Origin of the sequence: Chryseobacterium sp. GVT01B (assembly GCF_019970045.1) — a bacterium.
Taxonomy (GTDB): Bacteria; Bacteroidota; Bacteroidia; order Flavobacteriales; family Weeksellaceae; genus Chryseobacterium.
This window is the reverse complement of the sequence record NZ_JAHXYI010000002.1, coordinates 1-18,081: the sequence shown is the minus strand read 5'-3', so window position 1 is coordinate 18,081 and position 18,081 is coordinate 1. Positions and strand designations below refer to the sequence as shown.

Annotated in this window: 22 protein-coding genes; 18 read left to right on the top strand and 4 right to left on the bottom strand. The window is 36.7% G+C overall.

The annotated features are described in order from the left end of the window. Nucleotides 1-33 precede the first annotated feature (33 nt). The 12 genes from LC457_RS03510 to LC457_RS03455 all read left to right on the top strand — a co-directional run bounded on the left by LC457_RS03510 (nucleotide 34) and on the right by LC457_RS03455 (nucleotide 10,268). Nucleotides 34-918, top strand: a complete 885-nt coding sequence (locus tag LC457_RS03510; protein WP_223598625.1) for a DMT family transporter — start codon at nucleotides 34-36, stop codon at nucleotides 916-918. A 317-nt stretch (nucleotides 919-1,235) separates the two neighbouring features. Next, nucleotides 1,236-1,832 carry a Crp/Fnr family transcriptional regulator gene (locus LC457_RS03505; protein ID WP_223598624.1) on the top strand — a complete coding sequence of 199 codons (597 nt, stop codon included), beginning with the start codon at nucleotides 1,236-1,238 and terminating at the stop codon, nucleotides 1,830-1,832. 55 nt (nucleotides 1,833-1,887) lie between these two features. Further along, a complete protein-coding gene (locus tag LC457_RS03500) occupies nucleotides 1,888-2,502 on the top strand; it encodes a Crp/Fnr family transcriptional regulator (protein WP_223598623.1) in 615 nt (204 codons plus the stop codon). A gap of 359 nt (nucleotides 2,503-2,861) precedes the next feature. Next, a complete protein-coding gene (locus LC457_RS03495; RefSeq protein ID WP_223598622.1) occupies nucleotides 2,862-3,449 on the top strand; it encodes a ferritin-like domain-containing protein in 588 nt (195 codons plus the stop codon). A 65-nt stretch (nucleotides 3,450-3,514) separates the two neighbouring features. Continuing rightward, a complete protein-coding gene (locus LC457_RS03490) occupies nucleotides 3,515-3,817 on the top strand; it encodes a hypothetical protein (protein WP_047422939.1) in 303 nt (100 codons plus the stop codon). Nucleotides 3,818-3,831: 14 nt separating this feature from the next. Continuing rightward, a complete protein-coding gene (locus LC457_RS03485; RefSeq protein WP_223598621.1) occupies nucleotides 3,832-4,209 on the top strand; it encodes a hypothetical protein in 378 nt (125 codons plus the stop codon). Nucleotides 4,210-4,266: 57 nt separating this feature from the next. Continuing rightward, nucleotides 4,267-6,411 carry a catalase gene (locus LC457_RS03480; RefSeq protein WP_223598620.1) on the top strand — a complete coding sequence of 715 codons (2,145 nt, stop codon included), beginning with the start codon at nucleotides 4,267-4,269 and terminating at the stop codon, nucleotides 6,409-6,411. A gap of 119 nt (nucleotides 6,412-6,530) precedes the next feature. Further along, nucleotides 6,531-7,031, top strand: a complete 501-nt coding sequence (locus LC457_RS03475) for a CinA family protein (RefSeq protein ID WP_223598619.1) — start codon at nucleotides 6,531-6,533, stop codon at nucleotides 7,029-7,031. 48 nt (nucleotides 7,032-7,079) lie between these two features. Beyond that, complete coding sequence (locus LC457_RS03470; RefSeq protein ID WP_223598618.1) at nucleotides 7,080-7,826, top strand: SDR family oxidoreductase; 747 nt, start codon at nucleotides 7,080-7,082, stop codon at nucleotides 7,824-7,826. Nucleotides 7,827-7,854: 28 nt separating this feature from the next. Then, nucleotides 7,855-8,019 (top strand): hypothetical protein, encoded by a 165-nt coding sequence (locus LC457_RS03465; protein ID WP_223598617.1) that lies wholly within the window; start codon nucleotides 7,855-7,857, stop codon nucleotides 8,017-8,019. A gap of 24 nt (nucleotides 8,020-8,043) precedes the next feature. After that, nucleotides 8,044-9,573 (top strand): FAD-dependent oxidoreductase, encoded by a 1,530-nt coding sequence (locus tag LC457_RS03460; protein ID WP_223598616.1) that lies wholly within the window; start codon nucleotides 8,044-8,046, stop codon nucleotides 9,571-9,573. Between the two features lie 38 nt (nucleotides 9,574-9,611). Then, nucleotides 9,612-10,268: a DUF6766 family protein gene (locus tag LC457_RS03455; protein WP_223598615.1), complete on the top strand. Its 657-nt coding sequence runs from the start codon at nucleotides 9,612-9,614 to the stop codon at nucleotides 10,266-10,268. On the opposite strand, the gene LC457_RS03450 is transcribed toward LC457_RS03455, so the two are convergent. After that, nucleotides 10,265-11,053, bottom strand: coding sequence for an AraC family transcriptional regulator (locus tag LC457_RS03450; RefSeq protein WP_223598614.1), 789 nt, complete (start codon nucleotides 11,051-11,053; stop codon nucleotides 10,265-10,267). The genes LC457_RS03455 and LC457_RS03450 overlap by 4 nt on opposite strands. 128 nt (nucleotides 11,054-11,181) lie before the next feature. Here LC457_RS03450 and LC457_RS03445 point away from each other — a divergent pair, with 128 nt between their 5' ends. Beyond that, complete coding sequence (locus tag LC457_RS03445; RefSeq protein ID WP_223598613.1) at nucleotides 11,182-12,318, top strand: Atu1372/SO_1960 family protein; 1,137 nt, start codon at nucleotides 11,182-11,184, stop codon at nucleotides 12,316-12,318. A gap of 68 nt (nucleotides 12,319-12,386) precedes the next feature. Here the strand turns inward: LC457_RS03445 and LC457_RS03440 are convergent, their stop codons facing one another. Next, complete coding sequence (locus LC457_RS03440; RefSeq protein ID WP_223598612.1) at nucleotides 12,387-13,817, bottom strand: PLP-dependent aminotransferase family protein; 1,431 nt, start codon at nucleotides 13,815-13,817, stop codon at nucleotides 12,387-12,389. Nucleotides 13,818-13,918: 101 nt separating this feature from the next. Here LC457_RS03440 and LC457_RS03435 point away from each other — a divergent pair, with 101 nt between their 5' ends. From LC457_RS03435 to LC457_RS03425, 3 genes are all read left to right on the top strand, one after another. Beyond that, complete coding sequence (locus tag LC457_RS03435) at nucleotides 13,919-14,374, top strand: cupin domain-containing protein (RefSeq protein WP_034698222.1); 456 nt, start codon at nucleotides 13,919-13,921, stop codon at nucleotides 14,372-14,374. Nucleotides 14,375-14,477: 103 nt separating this feature from the next. Beyond that, a complete protein-coding gene (locus tag LC457_RS03430) occupies nucleotides 14,478-15,362 on the top strand; it encodes a dihydrodipicolinate synthase family protein (protein WP_223598611.1) in 885 nt (294 codons plus the stop codon). Nucleotides 15,363-15,371: 9 nt separating this feature from the next. Continuing rightward, a complete protein-coding gene (locus tag LC457_RS03425; protein WP_223598610.1) occupies nucleotides 15,372-15,605 on the top strand; it encodes a thioredoxin family protein in 234 nt (77 codons plus the stop codon). 248 nt (nucleotides 15,606-15,853) lie between these two features. Here LC457_RS03425 and LC457_RS03420 read toward each other — a convergent pair whose 3' ends face one another. Further along, a complete protein-coding gene (locus tag LC457_RS03420; RefSeq protein ID WP_223598609.1) occupies nucleotides 15,854-16,360 on the bottom strand; it encodes a pyridoxamine 5'-phosphate oxidase family protein in 507 nt (168 codons plus the stop codon). Nucleotides 16,361-16,802: 442 nt separating this feature from the next. Between LC457_RS03420 and LC457_RS03415 the strand changes: the two genes are divergently transcribed. After that, on the top strand, nucleotides 16,803-17,087 hold the full coding sequence (locus LC457_RS03415) for a hypothetical protein (RefSeq protein WP_223598608.1): 285 nt from the start codon (nucleotides 16,803-16,805) through the stop codon (nucleotides 17,085-17,087). A gap of 71 nt (nucleotides 17,088-17,158) precedes the next feature. Then, entirely contained in the window at nucleotides 17,159-17,932 is a 774-nt protein-coding gene (locus LC457_RS03410) for a GLPGLI family protein (protein WP_223598607.1), read from the top strand. Nucleotides 17,933-17,982: 50 nt separating this feature from the next. Here LC457_RS03410 and LC457_RS23475 read toward each other — a convergent pair whose 3' ends face one another. Continuing rightward, complete coding sequence (locus LC457_RS23475) at nucleotides 17,983-18,075, bottom strand: IS3 family transposase (protein ID WP_223599152.1); 93 nt, start codon at nucleotides 18,073-18,075, stop codon at nucleotides 17,983-17,985. Between the last annotated feature and the right edge of the window lie 6 nt (nucleotides 18,076-18,081).

The following is an 18,081-nucleotide window of genomic DNA, read 5'->3' as shown; positions in this document are numbered from 1 at the left end:
AATTTTGAACCATCAATTAAAAGCTTTAATAAGATGATGACAAAACAGATATCAAAAGATGAAAATATAAGCGGATGGATCAACGGCTTTATAGGAGTTGTATTATTTAGTGGTGGTTTACCTGCTACCAAATTAGCTGTAATGGAAATGAGTCCTACTTTTGTAACGATCGTTCGTGCAGCCGTGGCGGGGATATTAGCTCTTATTGTATTATGGCTGGGTAAAGAAAAGCGTCCTGTTAAAGAACAATTAACTCCTTTGTTGTTGGTTTCTCTTGGTTGTGTGGTAGGTTTTCCTCTTTTGTCGGCATTGGCTCTTCAATACCTTACTTCGGCCCATTCTATAGTATTCCTGGGAATGCTTCCTTTGGCAACTGCTGTATTTGGAGTAATGCGTGGCGGCGAAAGACCTCATCCTGTATTTTGGTTTTTTTCGATTGTTGGAAGTCTTTTAGTGATTGGATATGCCGTTTCACAAGGAATATCTGCCTCTCCGATTGGGGATATTCTGATGCTGCTTGCTGTTATTTTATGCGGTATGGGTTATGCTGAAGGTGCCAAATTATCTAAAACACTTGGGGGTTGGCAAGTGATTTCCTGGGCATTGGTGCTGGCATTACCAATTATGATTCCTTTATTTTTTATTTATTTTCCTGATGATATTCAAAATGTGAGTTTTCAGGGATGGTTTGGGATGGCTTATATTTCCCTTTTCAGTATGTTCATTGGTTTTATATTCTGGTATAAAGGATTGGCGCAGGGTGGTATTGCTACAGTGGGGCAATTGCAGCTGCTTCAGCCTTTCTTTGGATTGGCATTGGCTGCCTGGCTTCTTCATGAGCAGGTGAGTATGGGAATGTTGGGAGTGACAATAGGAGTTATCCTGTGTGTTGCAGGAACTAAAAAATTTGCGAAATAAGTAAAATTTAAAATTCATATAAATGCCTATAGAAGCCTCATTTCAACTAGAAATGAGGCTTTTCGCTTTCATAATCAAAATGTTGCAATATATTTTTTTTCATTTCATTATGGAATAATGAATATAAAATGGATTTGTTGTTAAATGTAGCCAGATAAGAATAAAAGGAGTTATAATTAATAAAAAATTAACATTATTTAACTTTTTTAATGATTATTAAGGTTCGTTTTTTGCATGCATATCCTATCAGTTCCCAATGATATTTTTACTAAGACTAAGAAGAAGAGAAGAAGAAAACAACGCCAAAAGCAACTATTATGGTTATCGACGAAAATATTTTGATTTCAGCGGGAGCAGAAACGAGACACTATACCCCTTCAGAGACTATTTTCTGCGAAGGGGATACTTGTAATTATTACTACCAGATTATTAAAGGGCAGGTGAAACTCAACAATTATAATGAGGAAGGGAGAGAATTTATTCAAAATATCCTATCCGAAGGAGAAAGCTGTGGAGAATCTATCCTTTTCATAGACAAACCCTATCCTATGAATGCTGAAGCCATTACAGAATGTATTGTTCTAAGACTTCATAAATCCTTATTTTTCAATTTACTGAATCAATCTCCTGAATTATACATGGAGGTAAGCAATTTTCTTTCCGAACGCCTTTATTATAAATTTGTCATGATGCAGAATCTCTCATCTCAAAATCCTTCTACGAGATTAAAAGGACTGATGGATTATCTTAAGAGCTTTCAGAAGGATATAACTCCTTATTCTTTTCTGATCCCTTTAACGAGGCAGCAGATGGCAAGTCTTACAGGCCTTTGTGTGGAAACCGCTATAAGGACCATTAAACATATGGAAAGGGATAAAATCCTAAGAATTGAAAATCGCAAAATCTTATATTAGAATCAATTTCAGGTATATGATTTTGTGATTTTTTTAGTTAAAACCTAATGAATTTATGAAAACAATAAGCTGCATGAATATTGATGAAAACCTTCTGTACTCTTTTGGTGCGGAAGGAAGGGATTATAAAAAACGGGAGCCGGTTTTTAAGGAAGGAGATCATGCACTTTATTATTTTCAGATCAATGAGGGAAGAGTAAAACTTAATAATTATAATGAAGACGGAAAAGAGTTTATTCATAATATTTTAGGCAAAAAACAGAGTTTTGGAGAAGCAATGCTTTTCCTCAGCCATAATTATCCTATCAATGCTGTATCTCTTGAAGATTCCAGAATAATAAGACTTCCTAAAAATAATTTCTTTGAAATGATCAGTCAGCATCCTCATCTCTCTTTGGAAATGAATGCCTGTCTTTCACAGGAAATCTATTACAAACTTAAAATGGTGCAGAGCCTGGCTTCTCAAAATCCTATGCAAAGACTGATAGGATTATTGGATTACCTTAAAAGTTACCACGATGAAGACTGTCATCACTGCTTTCATATAGCATTTACAAGACAGCAGATCGCCAATCTCACGGGTCTGCGTGTCGAAACTGTCATCAGAACCTTAAAAAAAATGGAGAAAGAAGGCAGCATTACTTTACAAGACCAAAAAATTTTGTATTAATCTGCTTTAACATGACTCAGGTCATAAAAAAGTGAGCTATTCTGACGTACATTTGATATATAAGTTTTTCAATACATACTTAAGACCTTAGTAAAAGGCACACACAAAAGCATTTGCTTTTATAATCATTTTGAAATTACCGACACCCAACTGTTGCCGTCTAATACTAGTCACGGACTGCAACACACATCACTAAATATTAATATAAAAATTCAGTTATGAACACTAGAAAGTCAAAAAACCGTAGTTCAGGAAACGAGATATTTCAGGCGGACGTAATTCATAATTCTTTTTCCTGGATTACCTCTTTAGACCTATATAAAGAGGTAATCCTTTTAAAATAAACACCATTTTACACCATGCCAAATAAAATATTAGAAACCAATAATGCAGTTTCTGTCACCCAGAAAGGAACTGCGGACAAGAAGATTATCAACAAGGATGAGATGAAAAATGCCCCGCTTCACAAATTCTTTGTAAGTGCCCTGAAAGATATTTATTATGCTGAAAATGCCATTCTTGATGCGTTGGAAAAAATGCAGGAAGCTGCTACCACCGAAGAATTGAAGGATGCCTTTGAAGATCATCATCTTCAAACCCAAAAGCATGTAAAACGTCTGGAAAAAGTTTTCAAACTTATTGACGAAAAGCCCGAAAAAAAAGAATGTAAGGCTATAAAAGGAATCATTGAAGAAGGTGAAGAAGTCATTAAATCTACTGAAGACGGCTCTGCAACAAGAGATGTTGCATTGATTATTGCTGCACAAAAAGTAGAACATTACGAAATTGCAACGTATGGAGGGCTTGCACAGCTTGCAATTACCATGGGACATGATAAAGCCGCCGATCTCCTTGAGAGAACACTTCAGGAAGAAGAAAACACTGATTCGCATCTTACAGATATTGCGGAAACATCCATCAATTTTGATGCAGAACAGGAAGATTAAAAACACATAATAAGCCATGTAGCTTGTTCTATATGGCTTATTTTAACCATGAAATCAAAATATATATGGACGGTCAGAAAATAATAAAAACGCTGAGACACAAAGATTTTATAAAAATACCTCATGCAGGGGAGTGTTTTGAGGACGGGGCAGCGATCTATGCCAAAGAGATCAAAGAAAACATTTTTCTTTTATTCATTATCCTGAAAGATATTGATATTGAAAATATACAGGCATTAATTGCTCATTTTGACTGTTTCAACAGTATTGGATTAAAAGAGCCGGAACAGATCATGTTTTATCTGTCCATCAAGGATAAAAACGACCTCCACTATTTTGAGCAATATTTAAAAGCTTCCCATAACTAATACCCTTTTTGAACATGATATTTGAAAACGACACTTTACAACATTCCGGGTTGAATGATAAAAATAACGCGATAGAGAATGAATCTTTATTTCCGCTTATTATCAATTCTTACGGAGTGACTGCTTTTCTGATCAAATCATTGGAAAAGATTAAAAATAATGCTCAGTGCGAGATTCTGAAAGGAGTAATAGATGCTTACATAGAAGAATATATCCTTCATATCCGGGAGTTTCATACTAAAAACAGTACGGAAACTACTGATATGGATGCTGAAATAAGATTTGAATCTCCGGATTTCACTTTGTATGCCAAAACGGCTTACTATAAGGTGCTGAAGGAGGAAGAATATATCAACAGACTTCTTGAAATTCTGGAGAAAAGAGCAGATTAATTCTTCAGAGTATCTCATCTCACTGCTTTTCAACCTTACACCAACCACAAAAAGATTATGAATATGAAAACCAACGAACACAACAAAAAAGCAGAACAACTGGATGTACACAGCACTTCCAATGAAAATGAAAAACTGACTACCAATCAGGGCTTAAAGATCAATAACAATCAGGATTCTTTAAAAGCCGGAGAGCGCGGTCCTTCATTATTGGAAGATTTTATCCTTAGAGAAAAGATTACTCATTTCGATCATGAAAGGATTCCTGAAAGAGTAGTACATGCAAGAGGTTCCGGTGCACACGGAGTTTTTAAACTTAACAAAAGCCTTGCAGCTTATACCAAAGCAAAATTTTTAACGGAACCGGGAAAAGAAACACCCGTTTTTGTTCGGTTCTCAACTGTAGCAGGAAGTAAAGGAAGTACAGATCTGGCCAGAGATGTAAGAGGTTTTGCTGTAAAATTTTATACTGATGAAGGAAATTATGATCTCGTAGCCAACAATATACCTGTTTTTTTTATCCAGGATGCTATGAAGTTTCCCGATCTGGTACATGCGGTAAAACCTGAACCGGATAATGAAATTCCGCAAGCCGCTTCCGCTCATGATACTTTTTGGGATTTTATCTCACTCATGGCGGAAAGTATGCATATGATTATGTGGGTGATGAGCGACAGAGCTATTCCCAGAAGTTTGAGAATGATGGAAGGTTTTGGAGTACATTCTTTTAAATTCATTAATGAGGAAGGAAAAGTACATTTCGTAAAATTCCATTTTAAACCAAAACTGGGAGTGCATTCCGTAGCCTGGAACGAAGCTCAGATTATTTCCGGAGTAGATTCTGATTTTCACAAAAGAGACCTTTGGGAAGCAATTGAAAACGGCGACTATCCTGAATGGGATTTTGGCGTACAATTAATTCCTGAAGAAGACGAGCACAAATTTGATTTTGACCTTCTGGATCCTACCAAACTGGTTCCTGAAGAAGAAGTTCCTGTAGAAATAGTAGGAACATTAACCCTTAATAGAAATCCGGATAATTTCTTTGCAGAAACTGAACAAGTAGCTTTTCATCCCGGACATATCATTCCCGGAATAGATTTTACGAATGATCCGCTGCTGCAGGGAAGATTATTTTCATATACCGATACTCAGCTGTCAAGACTGGGATCGCCCAATTTCCATGAAATCCCGATTAACAGATCTCTCAATACCGTTCATAATAATCAACGGGATGGGCATATGAGACAGCAGATTGTTAAAGGAAAAACGAGCTATGAACCCAATTCTATAGGCGGTGGGTGTCCTTTTCAGGCGATGATGTCTGAAGGTGGATTTACTTCCCAGCAGGAAAGAGTTTCCGGGGTAAAGATCAGAGAAAGAAGTAAAAGTTTTGTAGATCATTATTCGCAGGCTAAGCTATTCTACAACAGTCAGTCGACACCTGAAAAAACTCACCTTCAGAATGCATTGATCTTTGAATTGTCTAAAGTGACCCGTCCTGAAATTAGAGAAAGGGTGGTAGGGCAGCTGGCGTATATTGACATGATTCTCGCCTGGAGAATTGCAGAAAAATTAGGGGTAGAAGTCAAAAAATTAGAATGGCCCAACCAAAGTCTGCCGGCAGATAGTAATATCGTAGAACTTCAGAGCGAAGAAAGGGAACCTAATACAAAGATTTCTGACGCCTTAAGCATGAGACATACCGTTAAAAATACCATTAAAACCAGAAAAATAGGATTTATCCTGGCCAACGGTGTTGATGGTGGAGCTGTCAGCGATCTTAAAACAAAACTTGAAGCAGAAGGAGCTAAAGTTGAATTAATCGCGCCAAGTCTTGCTCCTGTAAAAACCAATGATGGTACAGATCTTATCCCGAAATATTCTCTGACCAATACTGCCAGTGTCTGTTTCGATGCACTATTCATCTGTTCTGGTGCAGAATCTGTAAAAGAACTGATGATTTCGGAAAATAAGCATCATGTCCTGCATTTTATCAATGAAGCTTATAAGCATTGTAAGGCCATTTATTTCGGTACAGATACACAGGCACTTTATCATAATTCCAATGTATCAGCTAAGCAACATGATGATCCGGGGATTATTACTTGGGAAGATGGAAATCCGGCAGATAAATTTATTGATGCTATTGCCAAACACAGAGTCTGGGATCTTGAAATAGAGAGAAACACATCATCATAGCACCTTTCACACCAATTTAAATATTAATGTTAAGCTGCTGCATTCATTCAGCAGCTTTTTAAACCTCTCTTTTTCGTTTTTCCCAATTCATTTTAAACCTCATTCAAAATATTAATATTATGGATTTTCAACAAAATCTCTTAGAATATATAAGCCAGTCATTGATGACTACCGATGAGACCATTTCAATTGCTGAAAGTGTCACTTCAGGGTGTCTGCAGCTGGCCTTTTCACAGATGCCCAATGCCTCAATGTTTTACAAGGGGGGCATGACAACTTATTCTTTACCAGAGAAAGTAAGACTATTAAAAGTCAACAGACAGGAAGCTGAAGAATGTGACTGTGTTTCAGAAAATATTGCAGAAACCATGGCATTAAATGTTGCAAAGCTCTACGAATCGGACTGGTCTATTGCTACCACCGGCTACTGCACACCCATCCGGAATTCCGGGTATAAAATTTTTGCGTATTTCTCATTTTCCTATAAAGGGGAGATCATTCTGACTAAAAAACTGGAATTACATCCCAAAACTCAGGCCCTGAATGCCCAGCTGTATTATACGGAATTTATTTTAGGCTGTTTTAAAAGTGAGCTCAACAGGCTTTTAATCTTGAAATAAATGGAAGAAATTCAGAAATCTACAGGAGAAAAATAAAAAAATGATGAGATGCGAAAATTAGAAAACAAATCCGTTTTGATTACCGGAGCAGACAGTGGAATTGGCAAAGCAGTAGCTCTTCTTTTTGCATTGGAAGGAGCAGATATTGCAATTATTTACCATTCCAGTGATAATGATGCCGGAAAAACAAAAGCAGAAATTGAAAGTCTGAATAAAAAATGCATTATTTTCAAAGGTGATATCAATGATTATGAATTCTGTGAAGAAACGGTGAAAGAAGTCATTTCCGCATTCGGGAAAATTGATATTCTCGTCAATAATGCAGGGGTTCAGTTTCCTGCCGATAGAATTGAAGATCTTGAAGAGAAAAACATCAGGCAGACCTTTGATTCTAATATTGTTGGAATGATTTTACTAACGAAAGTCGTTTTTCCTTATTTGAAAGAAGGAAGCTCTGTCATCAATACAACCTCCGTTTCTGCTTATCAGGGACACCCTGAATTGCTAGATTATTCAGCAACAAAAGGCGCTATTGTTTCCTTTACCCGTTCGCTGGCATTACAGGCAAAAACCAAAGGAATCCGTGTCAATGCTGTTGCTCCAGGCCCGGTTGCAACTCCGCTTACTGAAGAAACATTTGACGAAAAAGAAGAGAATCCTGACAAACCTCCTCTGGAAAGAAATGCCACACCGGAAGAAATCGCGTTTAGCTTTTTATTTCTGGCAGGTACTGAGGCCTCACAGGTTACGGGACAGGTACTTCATCCCAATGGAGGATTGATCGTAAACGGTTAAAATTATAAACCCAACAAAATATTAGAATATGAAAACTACAGCATTTATTTTGGGAGTGATAAGTTTATTTGCTTTTACTTCCTGCAGGTGTAATATTGATGAAGATGAAAACAAAAAAAGAGACCAAAAGAATAACCAGGCCAATGCTGGTAAAACAGGTCTGCCCGAAAGCGATACCTTGAGTATCAGATAAGTTTAACAACAAAATATTCTGGTTATGTACAGAGACGGTGCAAGAAAAAGTATATGGCAGGAAGAGGTCAGAAAATTTTCTGCAGAAGCTGATCTCAGCCCGCTATTTGATGTTGCCATAGTAGGTGGCGGAATTACAGGAGTTTCAACAGCGTTGAAGCTTCAGGAATCCGGGCAGCGGTGTATTATCCTGGAAGCTTCCAATATAGGATTTGGTACTACAGGAGGTACAACAGCCCATTTAAATGATTTTTTTGATACCACCTTTAATCAGGTCATCCGTGATTTTGGATTGGATAATGCCAAATTATATGCACAATCAGGAGTTGATGCTATTAAAATTATTGAAAATAATATCCATCAGTATAAGATCAGCTGTGATTTTACACGGAAATCAGCCTATCTTTTTGCTTTGGATGAAAAACAGGAGGATCGTTTGAAAGATATTGTAGAAGGAGCAGCCAACGTAGGCCATGAAATGAGTTATGTAAATGAAATTCCTTTTCCGATCCCATTCAAAGAAGCGGTGCTTATTCCAGGACAGGGGCATTTTCATCCTATAAAATATATCAAAGGACTTTGTGACGCTTTTATAAAACTTGGGGGTTCTATTCAGGAAAACTGTCTATGTGAAAGTCATGATGAACATGAAGATTATGTGATTTTAAAAACGTCAAAAGGAGAGATAAAGGCAAAAAATGTAGTATATGCCACCCATATTCCGCCCGGTGTCAACCTTCTTCACTTTACCAATGCTCCTTACAGAAGCTATGCCATGGCATTTACAATGAAAAATGATAAATATCCCTGGGAACTTGGTTATGATCTCTGTGAACCTTATCATTATTACAGAATTCAGAGTCTCAATGGGGAAAATTTATTGATTGCCGGTGGTGAAGATCACAAAACAGGGCATGCAGACGATACCGGAGAATGTTTTTCAAAGCTTGAAAACTATGTAAGAAAATATTTTGAGGTGGAAACAGTATACTACACCTGGTCCAGTCAATACTATGAACCTGTGGATGGACTGCCGTATATAGGAAAGCTTCCGGGAACTAAAGAAAGAATATTTACAGCAACAGGCTTCCGGGGTAATGGAATGATATTCGGGACCCTTTCTTCACAGATTCTGCATGATTTGATTGTTACCGGAAAAAGTAAATACGGAGACTTATTCAATCCTTCAAGAATCAAACCTGTTGCCGGATTCTCGGATTTTGTAAAAGAAGCTGCAACCGTAGCATTTGACTTTATAAAAGATAAGATTGTAACCGAAAAAATTGATTCCTTTTCAGAAGTAGGAGAAGGTGAGGCGAAAGTGATCCGTTACGAATCAGAATCCTATGCGCTTTATAAAGAAAATGACGGGACTTTGCATCTGCTCAAAAGTACCTGTCCGCATGCTGGTTGTGAAGTCCGGTGGAACAGTGCCGAGCTGAGTTGGGACTGTCCATGTCATGGATCCCGTTTCAATGTCAACGGAAAAATTCTTACCGGACCTACCACAAAGAACCTGCAGAAGATATTTCCATATCAAAAACGCAACCCATAAACTTTTAACCCTGAACTATAAACTTTAAACCCAAACCCATGTCACGCCCCAGTTTCTTTTATCGCAACAGCTTAAGTATTGTTCTCATTACCCTGATGATTATTTTTCTTGCAGGGCAATTTTTTATGGGTTGGAGAACAGAAAATAAAGAACTGATTGAAAACGGCCGCTCTGCTTTAAAGATCGGCGAATACATCCACAGTGGTCATTTTATACAGGCCACTTTTGAAAATTGGGAAAGTGAATTTCTTCAGATGATGCTTTATGTTTTGTTAACCATCTCGCTCAGACAAAAAGGCTCCAGCGAATCAAAATCTCTGACAGACAAAGAAGATGTTGACAGAGAACCCATAGCACATTCCAAAGCGCCATGGCCCGTTAAAAAAGGAGGAATATGGCTGAAAATCTATAAACATTCACTATCACTTGCGTTTGCAATCCTTTTCCTGACAAGTTTTATTTTGCATTTCTATGGAAGTCTTAAGGATTTTAATGATGAACAGATGATGAAAAGCAAACCTGCCATAACAGCAATGCAGTATATTTCAGAATCAAGGTTTTGGTTTGAATCTTTTCAGAACTGGCAAAGTGAATTTCTGGCTGTAGCTTCCCTTGTTCTTTTATCTGTCTGGCTTCGTGAAAAAGGCTCACCGGAATCAAAACCGGTTGATATGCCTCATGATGAAACCCCTTAATTTTTGTTGAGTTTTGGCTTTACCTGCATAATGGCAAAGTAGGATGATGTAAATGCGGAGAGACTTTGATAGCCCACTTTATAAGCAACTTCACTCAAGGTGTATTGTCTGGTGTCTATCAGCTCTATGCTTTTTAAAATCCTTGTCAGCTGAAGATATTTTTGCAGCGTAATTCCTGTTTCATTTTTAAAAATTCTCTGAAGGCTTCTCACAGACATTTGCGCTTTTTCAGCTAACGAATCTATATCCAGATTATATTTAAAATGAGCATTGATATCATTACATACAGGAATCAATCTGGTATCCGTAGGAACAGGAATTTCCAGTCCGCTGCTTTCTTTGCAGAAATTAGGGAGACTCTTTAATATCGCTTTAAAGAAAATATCCTGTTCTTCGTTTTCATCCAATGATTGATTCCACTTTGACGCATACAAAAGCATCTCCTTAAGAACAGGAGGAACGGCAAACACCTGTACATTCTGATAAAATTCATCATCAAAAACATTTTTAAACAGAAATACCATTAGATTCACCGTTTGTGCTTCAGACGTTATTTTGTGGGCTTTTTGTGAGGGAATCCAAATGACATGATGTTGTGGGACAAGATAGATTTTCCGGTCAATATGGAAATATTGGTATCCTTCTTCCACAAAGGTGAGCTGGGCACGGTTATGCTGGTGTTCATAATCGTCATGTTTCCAGTTTTTTTCACACCATACGTAAGCTTCTTTTTCGATGGAATCTACAAACTGGCTTTCCGTTTTTTCAATCAGTCCACATTTCATATTGTCGTTTTGTATGTATATTTTGGCAAATTTAATAAAAACGACAATGGTAATTTTGTATGAGCAAGATAACAGACATTAAAAATCAATAGTCTCAACAAAAAATATTAACTTATATCTTATTCTGAATGAAAAAATTATGTCTTTTTTTTATTTTAATTTTATTATCTAATACCACCCATATCATGGCACAAAATAAAGCTAAAATACTGGTTCTTATCCATTCTGATAATGGCGGAACTTACGAACTGGCCAAAGAGGTCGCCAAAGGCATTGAAAGCGAAAATAATGCGGTTCCTTATATCAAATTAGTCAAACCTTCCCAACATCCCAATCTGAAAAACCTGCCTGTAGCAACGGCAGATGAACTGACAAACTATGATGGAATTGCTTTTGGCTCACCGGTTTATTTTGGAAATATAAGTACGGGAATGAGTGAATTTTTATCCAAAACCGTTCAGCTTTGGACCAGTCATGCTTTAGAAGGAGTTCCGGCTACTGTTTTTATGTCAGCAGGAAGCGGGGCAGGAAAGGAGCTTGCTCTTCAGGCATTCTGGAACAGCCTTGCCGTACACGGGATGGTACTGGTACCTAACGGAATTCGTGGAACAGAAGAGCTGAACAAAGCTATTCCGCAGGGAAATACCGTTTTAGGAGTAACAAGTATGGCTTCTTTAAAAGATGTGGAAAGACCTACCAAAGGAGAACGGAATATTGCTGAACTTCAAGGAAAAAACTTTGCAAAAATAGCATTGGCACTGAAAGACACCCGTCCGAAAAAAAGTACACCTATCGTTGAAATTCATCAGAACTTCAATGAAATACTGAAACAGAAAAATATTCTGCTTCCTCAGGTTCCTAAGCCGGCAGGAAACTATCAGCCGTTTGTGCGTTCCGGAAATCTGGTATTTATTAATCAGGTTGCTTTGAAAGACGGGAAAATTTTCAATCCGGGAAAACTGGGTGTTGAAGTAAATGAACAACAGGTAAAAGACGCTACAAAAGTGACCATGCTAAACGTTATTTCTGTATTGAATGAAGCGGTAGGAGGAGATTTGAGCAGAGTAAAACAATGTGTGCAGCTTACAGGAATTTTCAATACAAAAGATGATTATACAAAACATGCAGACTTGATGAATGTTGCTTCAGACCTGGCCGTTGAAGTTTTCGGAGACAAAGGAAAACATGCGAGAGCGACTTTTGGAGCTTCTTCAATTCCGGTGAATTCTTCTGTTGAAATTCAGGCGGTTTTTGAAGTAGAATAGATTTCAAAAAAATAAAATCTGTGGTTACTATTTGACCACAGATTTTTTCATTTTATGCTATTCAAATATTAAAAAAACTGAGCAAAAACTTCTGAAATAACAGGAATACTTTGCTCCAGTTGTTCTTCGGAAAGCGCACCATAGCTCAATCTGAATCCATTTACATGATGCTGACTGTACTGTTTCGGGTGAATGATTTTTATATTTTTTTCCAATAACTGAGCGGTTACGGCATCCCAATCTAATTTTACTTTAGGCACAATCCAAAAAGCAAGTCCACCTTCAGGCAGCGTAAAATCTGCAATATCAGTCATATATTTTTTCAAAAGCTCAAAAACAAAATCTCTTTTATTTTTGTAATGAACGGTTGCTTTTCTGATGTGTTTCTTTACAGCGCCTTCTTTTACCAGCTGAAGAACGGCCTGTTCCATAATGACATCTCCGTGTACATCAATAATCTTTCTCAGATTTCCTATTTTTTTCAATAATTCCTGATTGGCAGTGGCGAGATAGCCAATTCTCAAAGCAGGTGCAACCACCTTACTCAAAGTTCCGATATAAACATAATTCTGAAGCTCCGGAAAGCTTGAAATCGGCAAAATAGGACGATAACCGAAATGAAACTCATTATCATAATCATCTTCAATGATCGTGATATTGTATTGGTTTGACAATTCTATTAATTTTAATCTTCTGGATAAACTCAGGGTAACAGTAGTAGGATATTGTCTGTGAGGGGTAATGTATATTGCTTTTATATTCTGATGCCTTGTTAAAAGCTTTTCAATAGCTTTAATACTGATTCCTTCATGGTCTACAGGTGCAGGTAAAAGTTGTGCTCCCGCATACTCAAAAGCTTGCCACGCAGGCTGATATCCCGGATCTTCTACAATAACAGCATCACCGGAAGTAAAAAGAGTCTGAGCGGTCAGAAACATGCCCATCTGGCTGCCTCTTGTAATAGAAATCTCATCTTCTTGAATATGCATTCCGCGCTGATGGTTGAGCATTTGAGAAATCATTTTGCGAAACTCCCTGTCACCATGTTCATCTCCATAGCCCATCATCTGCCATTTCGCCTTAATGCTGAAAATCTGCCTGTATGCCCTTGCCAGTTCCGTTACAGGGGCAATTTTGCTGTCGGGATGACCATCATCAAAATTAATTAAAATAGTACCGTTTTTTCCCGAGTGATGGTGAGAGTGATGGGGTATTTCAGCATTTCTTTCATGCAAAAGAGGCAGTCTTTCTGATACAAAAATGCCTTTCCTTTCTCTTGAAATGACCCATTCCTCATTGATCAGCACCTGATAAGCTTCTACTACGGTATTTCTGTTGATTTTCAGGGTTTGTGCAAGATTCCGGCTTCCGGGAAGTGCATTTCCGGCTTTCAATCTTCCTGAGCGGATATCATTGATAATGGTATCTGCAATCTGTAGATAAACGGCTTTATCAAGCTTTTTATCAATTTCCAATTCTAATTTCCAAGGGCGTAACATCTGGACTATCTATTTATGTAAAAACTGAATCATTTGAATGGTCCAAATATAAAATAATTTTGTCATGCAATAAAGCACAAAACCATAATAATTTTAAAATCATGGATAAGAAACAATTCAGTTCTAAAGATTTCCACGAAACTTTTGCAAGACCCAAGTATGTAAAGCCAAGCCATTTGATTCATAAAAATGTTGAAAATGCAGGAGAACACAACCAATTTTCAACAGAAAGAAAACATCCCGTTTTCTTTGTAGATCTACCAAGTAAGAATGTTAGCATGACGATTGGCGGACTTACTCCCGGACAGCAGACCAACAGACACCGTCACACCTACGAAACCGTATTATTTGTGATCGAAGGGAAAGGCTGGACAGAAGTAGAAGATGAAAGAGTGCATTGGGAAGCAGGAGATGCCGTATATATTCCTTCATGGGCGTGGCATAAGCATCAGAATCTCAGCGATACTGAACCCGCCAAGTATATTGCCTGCGAAAATGCTCCTCAGCTGCAGAATCTGGGAGTTGCTTTGAGAGAAGAAGAGGGCAGAGACCTTTAATAATAAATAGTAAACCATTAAGATGCTTTCTCAACTCAATATTCTTAACAGCTTAGGTTCTCTTAATGGTTTAGAATTATTTTAAATTTTTAAATCAGCAAACATGAAAAATGTTCCATTTAAAGGGATTATTGCCTATCCCATAACACCTTTTGATGAAAATGAAAAAGTCAATATTCCTCTTTTCAAACATTTGGTTGAAAGACTGGTTATTTCCGGAAACCATGGAATTGCTCCGTTGGGAAGTACCGGGGTAATGCCTTATTTATCTGATGAAGAAAAAGAAGAAGTGACGGAAGCTACTTTACAGCAGGTAAAAGGAAGAATTCCAACGCTTGTAGGGGTTTCCAATCTTACAACGGAGAAAACCATTCGTCACGCTCAGTTTGCAGAAAAAGCAGGTGCTGATGCGGTTATGATTATCCCGATGAGTTACTGGAAACTTACAGATGATGAGATTGTAACGCATTATGATGCGGTAGCCCGGAAGATTTCAATTCCGATTATGGCCTATAACAATCCGGCAACAAGTGGAGTAGATATGTCACCAGCCTTGTTGAAAAGACTTCTGGAAATTCCTAATGTAACCATGATCAAAGAAAGTACAGGAGATATTCAGAGAATGCACTTTTTGAGAAGAGAATTGGGAGAAGAAGTGGCATTCTATAATGGTTCTAATCCTTTGGCTTTGGCCGCCTTTTCTGCCGGAGCAAGAGGTTGGTGTACAGCGGCCCCGAATCTTATTCCCGAACTTACCATCAGCCTTTATAATGCCGTTGAAGAAGGAAATCTGGAAAAAGCAAAAGCTATTTTCTACCAACAGTTCGATCTTTTAAAATTTATTGTGAATAAAGGACTGCCAAGAGCTGTAAAATCAGGGCTTACAATTCTGGGTGAAGACGGCGGAAATTTGAGAAGTCCTTTAAAACCTCTTCAGGAAAAAGAAACTGAAGAATTAAAAAATATTATTAAAACCCTTGTTAATTAATACAATCTTATGAAAAAATCCATTTTTTATCACGCAGGATGTCCTGTATGTATCAGTGCAGAACATGATATTATCAACCTTATAGGTTTGGAAAATGTTGAAATTGTCCATTTAGGAAATGACAGAAACAAAATTGAAGAGGCCGAAAAGGAAGGCGTAAAGTCTGTACCTGCTTTAGTAACACCCAACGGAAACGTACTTCATATCAATTTTGGAGCATCTATGGAAGATGTGAAAAAATAGAATATTAATCTTGTTGTATAAACGAGGCTGTCTCAGAAGTGTCATTCTGAACGAAATGAAGTGTAGTGAAGAATCTCGTGTATTTAGTTATTAATGAGATTCTTCCTTCGTCAGAAATCGAAGATTCGACGTAGTCAATGACAAAAGCCAATTATTTGACTTTCTGAAACAGCCTCGTTTTTTGTTTTCTTCCTCATAACATTTATCTGTAAAATCTTTGAGAGAATTTATTACCTGTTCAGAATTTTCTAAATGGTTGCATTTCCTTCTACACCGTCAGAATTATTAGTTTTAATTCCTGTGATTGCAGAAGCGACAAAGCTAAACAAGCTGACAAGTTTTCCAGCTTTGGTATCCCAATAATAGGTTTCCTTAGGCTCTACACGGATAATGGTAACATTAGGATCGTCTTTTCCATCGAACCAGGCTTTCGCTAAAGGAGACCATTTTTCTTCAATGGTAGCCTTATCCTTATAAACAGAAGCTTCTCCATACACTGAAAGATATTGGGAATCACTGTTATTCATAAAAAACAACTGTACTCTTCTGTCTTCTTTGATTTCAAAATTCTTGTTGCTGGTTCCACTGCTGATAAACCAGAGATTTCCACTGTCATCTGTTTCCTGAAGGGTCATAGGCCTTGAATTAACAGGAACAGTTTCCAATTCTGTACAGAACATACATATTTTTGCACTTTCTGAAAGTTCTTTGATTTTTTTAATCGCCTCGAGATGGCTGAGATTCTGTGTTGACATAATATAATATTTTAAATGATTGGTGTAAACTAAATTATTCAAATACCTGACCAAAAGGCAATAAAATGTGGTACCTGGAATAGATTTTTTTTCAAAAACTGATGGTATTTACTGGAAATCGAAAAGATGCAGGATATTTTTTTAGGTATAAAGGTGCAAGGATTTTATCTTCGATAAAGTTGATTATTAAAACAGTTTATTTTTCTGTACATTTATAATCGCGAATTCAAACGTCTTAATTTTTGAGTAATGCAATGATAAAAAAAGCATCCTGATGGATGTTTTTTTTTTATTTCAATGCCATTTAAATACTATTTAAATACTCTTTAAAAAATCTTTCTTAATTACAATACGGATTTCCGTAATAAAGTTACAATCTTTATTTTTAAATATGCGTAAACGCTTACAACAAAGCAACTTAACATAAAAAAAACAATTTATTATGAAAAAATTAATTTTATTAGCTACCTTCGGCGTAGCTGGACTTGTTAACGCTAAAGGCAATGACACTGGAAAAATGATCAAAATTGATGAAAGCGCTGAAACTGTAACTGTGCAAAAAACTGTTGCATATCAAGAGTGTGGTGTTGTTGTTACTTATTGGTCAGGTGGCCAAATAGTAGGACAAGAAACGATAACATCAGATCAACCCGATTTACAGAGTTGCCAAAACTTCCAAACAGGAGTTAAAGTCGCTTTATGGGCAGCTGGTTTCTGGCTAAGTTAATTAAGTTGATTTAATGCTTCTAACCCTTTCAGCAGATGTTGAAAGGGTTATGATTTTAAAAAAGATAATTTATGAAAAAGATACTTTTATTATCCTCAATTTTAATTTGTGGGTTTTATTTCGCTCAACAAGTCCATGTAAAATATCTAAGAGTATTATCCTCTTTTACAACAACACATGAAGATCTGTATATAAAAAATAATCAAGTGTTGTCAATTCAAGATTCAATTATCATTAATAATAAATTAACAGACTCTTGGACTTTGGGTGTGAATTTAGATAATGGTAAAAAACCAGCAAAACAATACTTTGTTTCTGATTTAGATAAAAATAATGAAGTGGAAAGAAACTTCTTTTTCACTTCTAATGTAGATAGTAGAGAATTTTTTATTTATGACAAAGTTCCACAACCAAAATGGAATATTGAAGAAAAAGAAACCAAAACAATAGCTGGTTACAAGTGTCAAAAAGCGACAACGATGTTTAGAGGCTCAAAGGTAACTGCTTATTTTACTAAAGATTTGCCCTACTCTACGGGGCCGTTCAAATTTTATGGGCTTCCAGGATTAATTCTTGATATTAGAGTAGATAATAAAGATTATGACATATGGAAAGCTGAGTCGGTAGACTTAAATGATAAATCAAATATTGCTTTTAAACCTCAATTCTTAAAAAAAGAAAAAATTAGTTTAAAGGATTATGTTGCAGCAAAAGAAGCTCACATGAATAAAATATTTGCTAAGCTTACAGATGCTTTGCCCAAAAACTATAAAGCCAGAGTGACTACAAATCAGAGGTTTTCTGTAGAGCAAAAGTATGAATGGGAAGATAAACCATCTGAATAAAATAAAAGCACCTCAAAAAAAATAGAGTGCACCCAAAAGTTTAGACAAAATTAAATAATCTTTTGATAATAAAGAGTTCGATATTCTATCGGACTCTTTCCTTTTAAATTAATTCTTATCCTATCATTATTATAATAGTCAATATATTG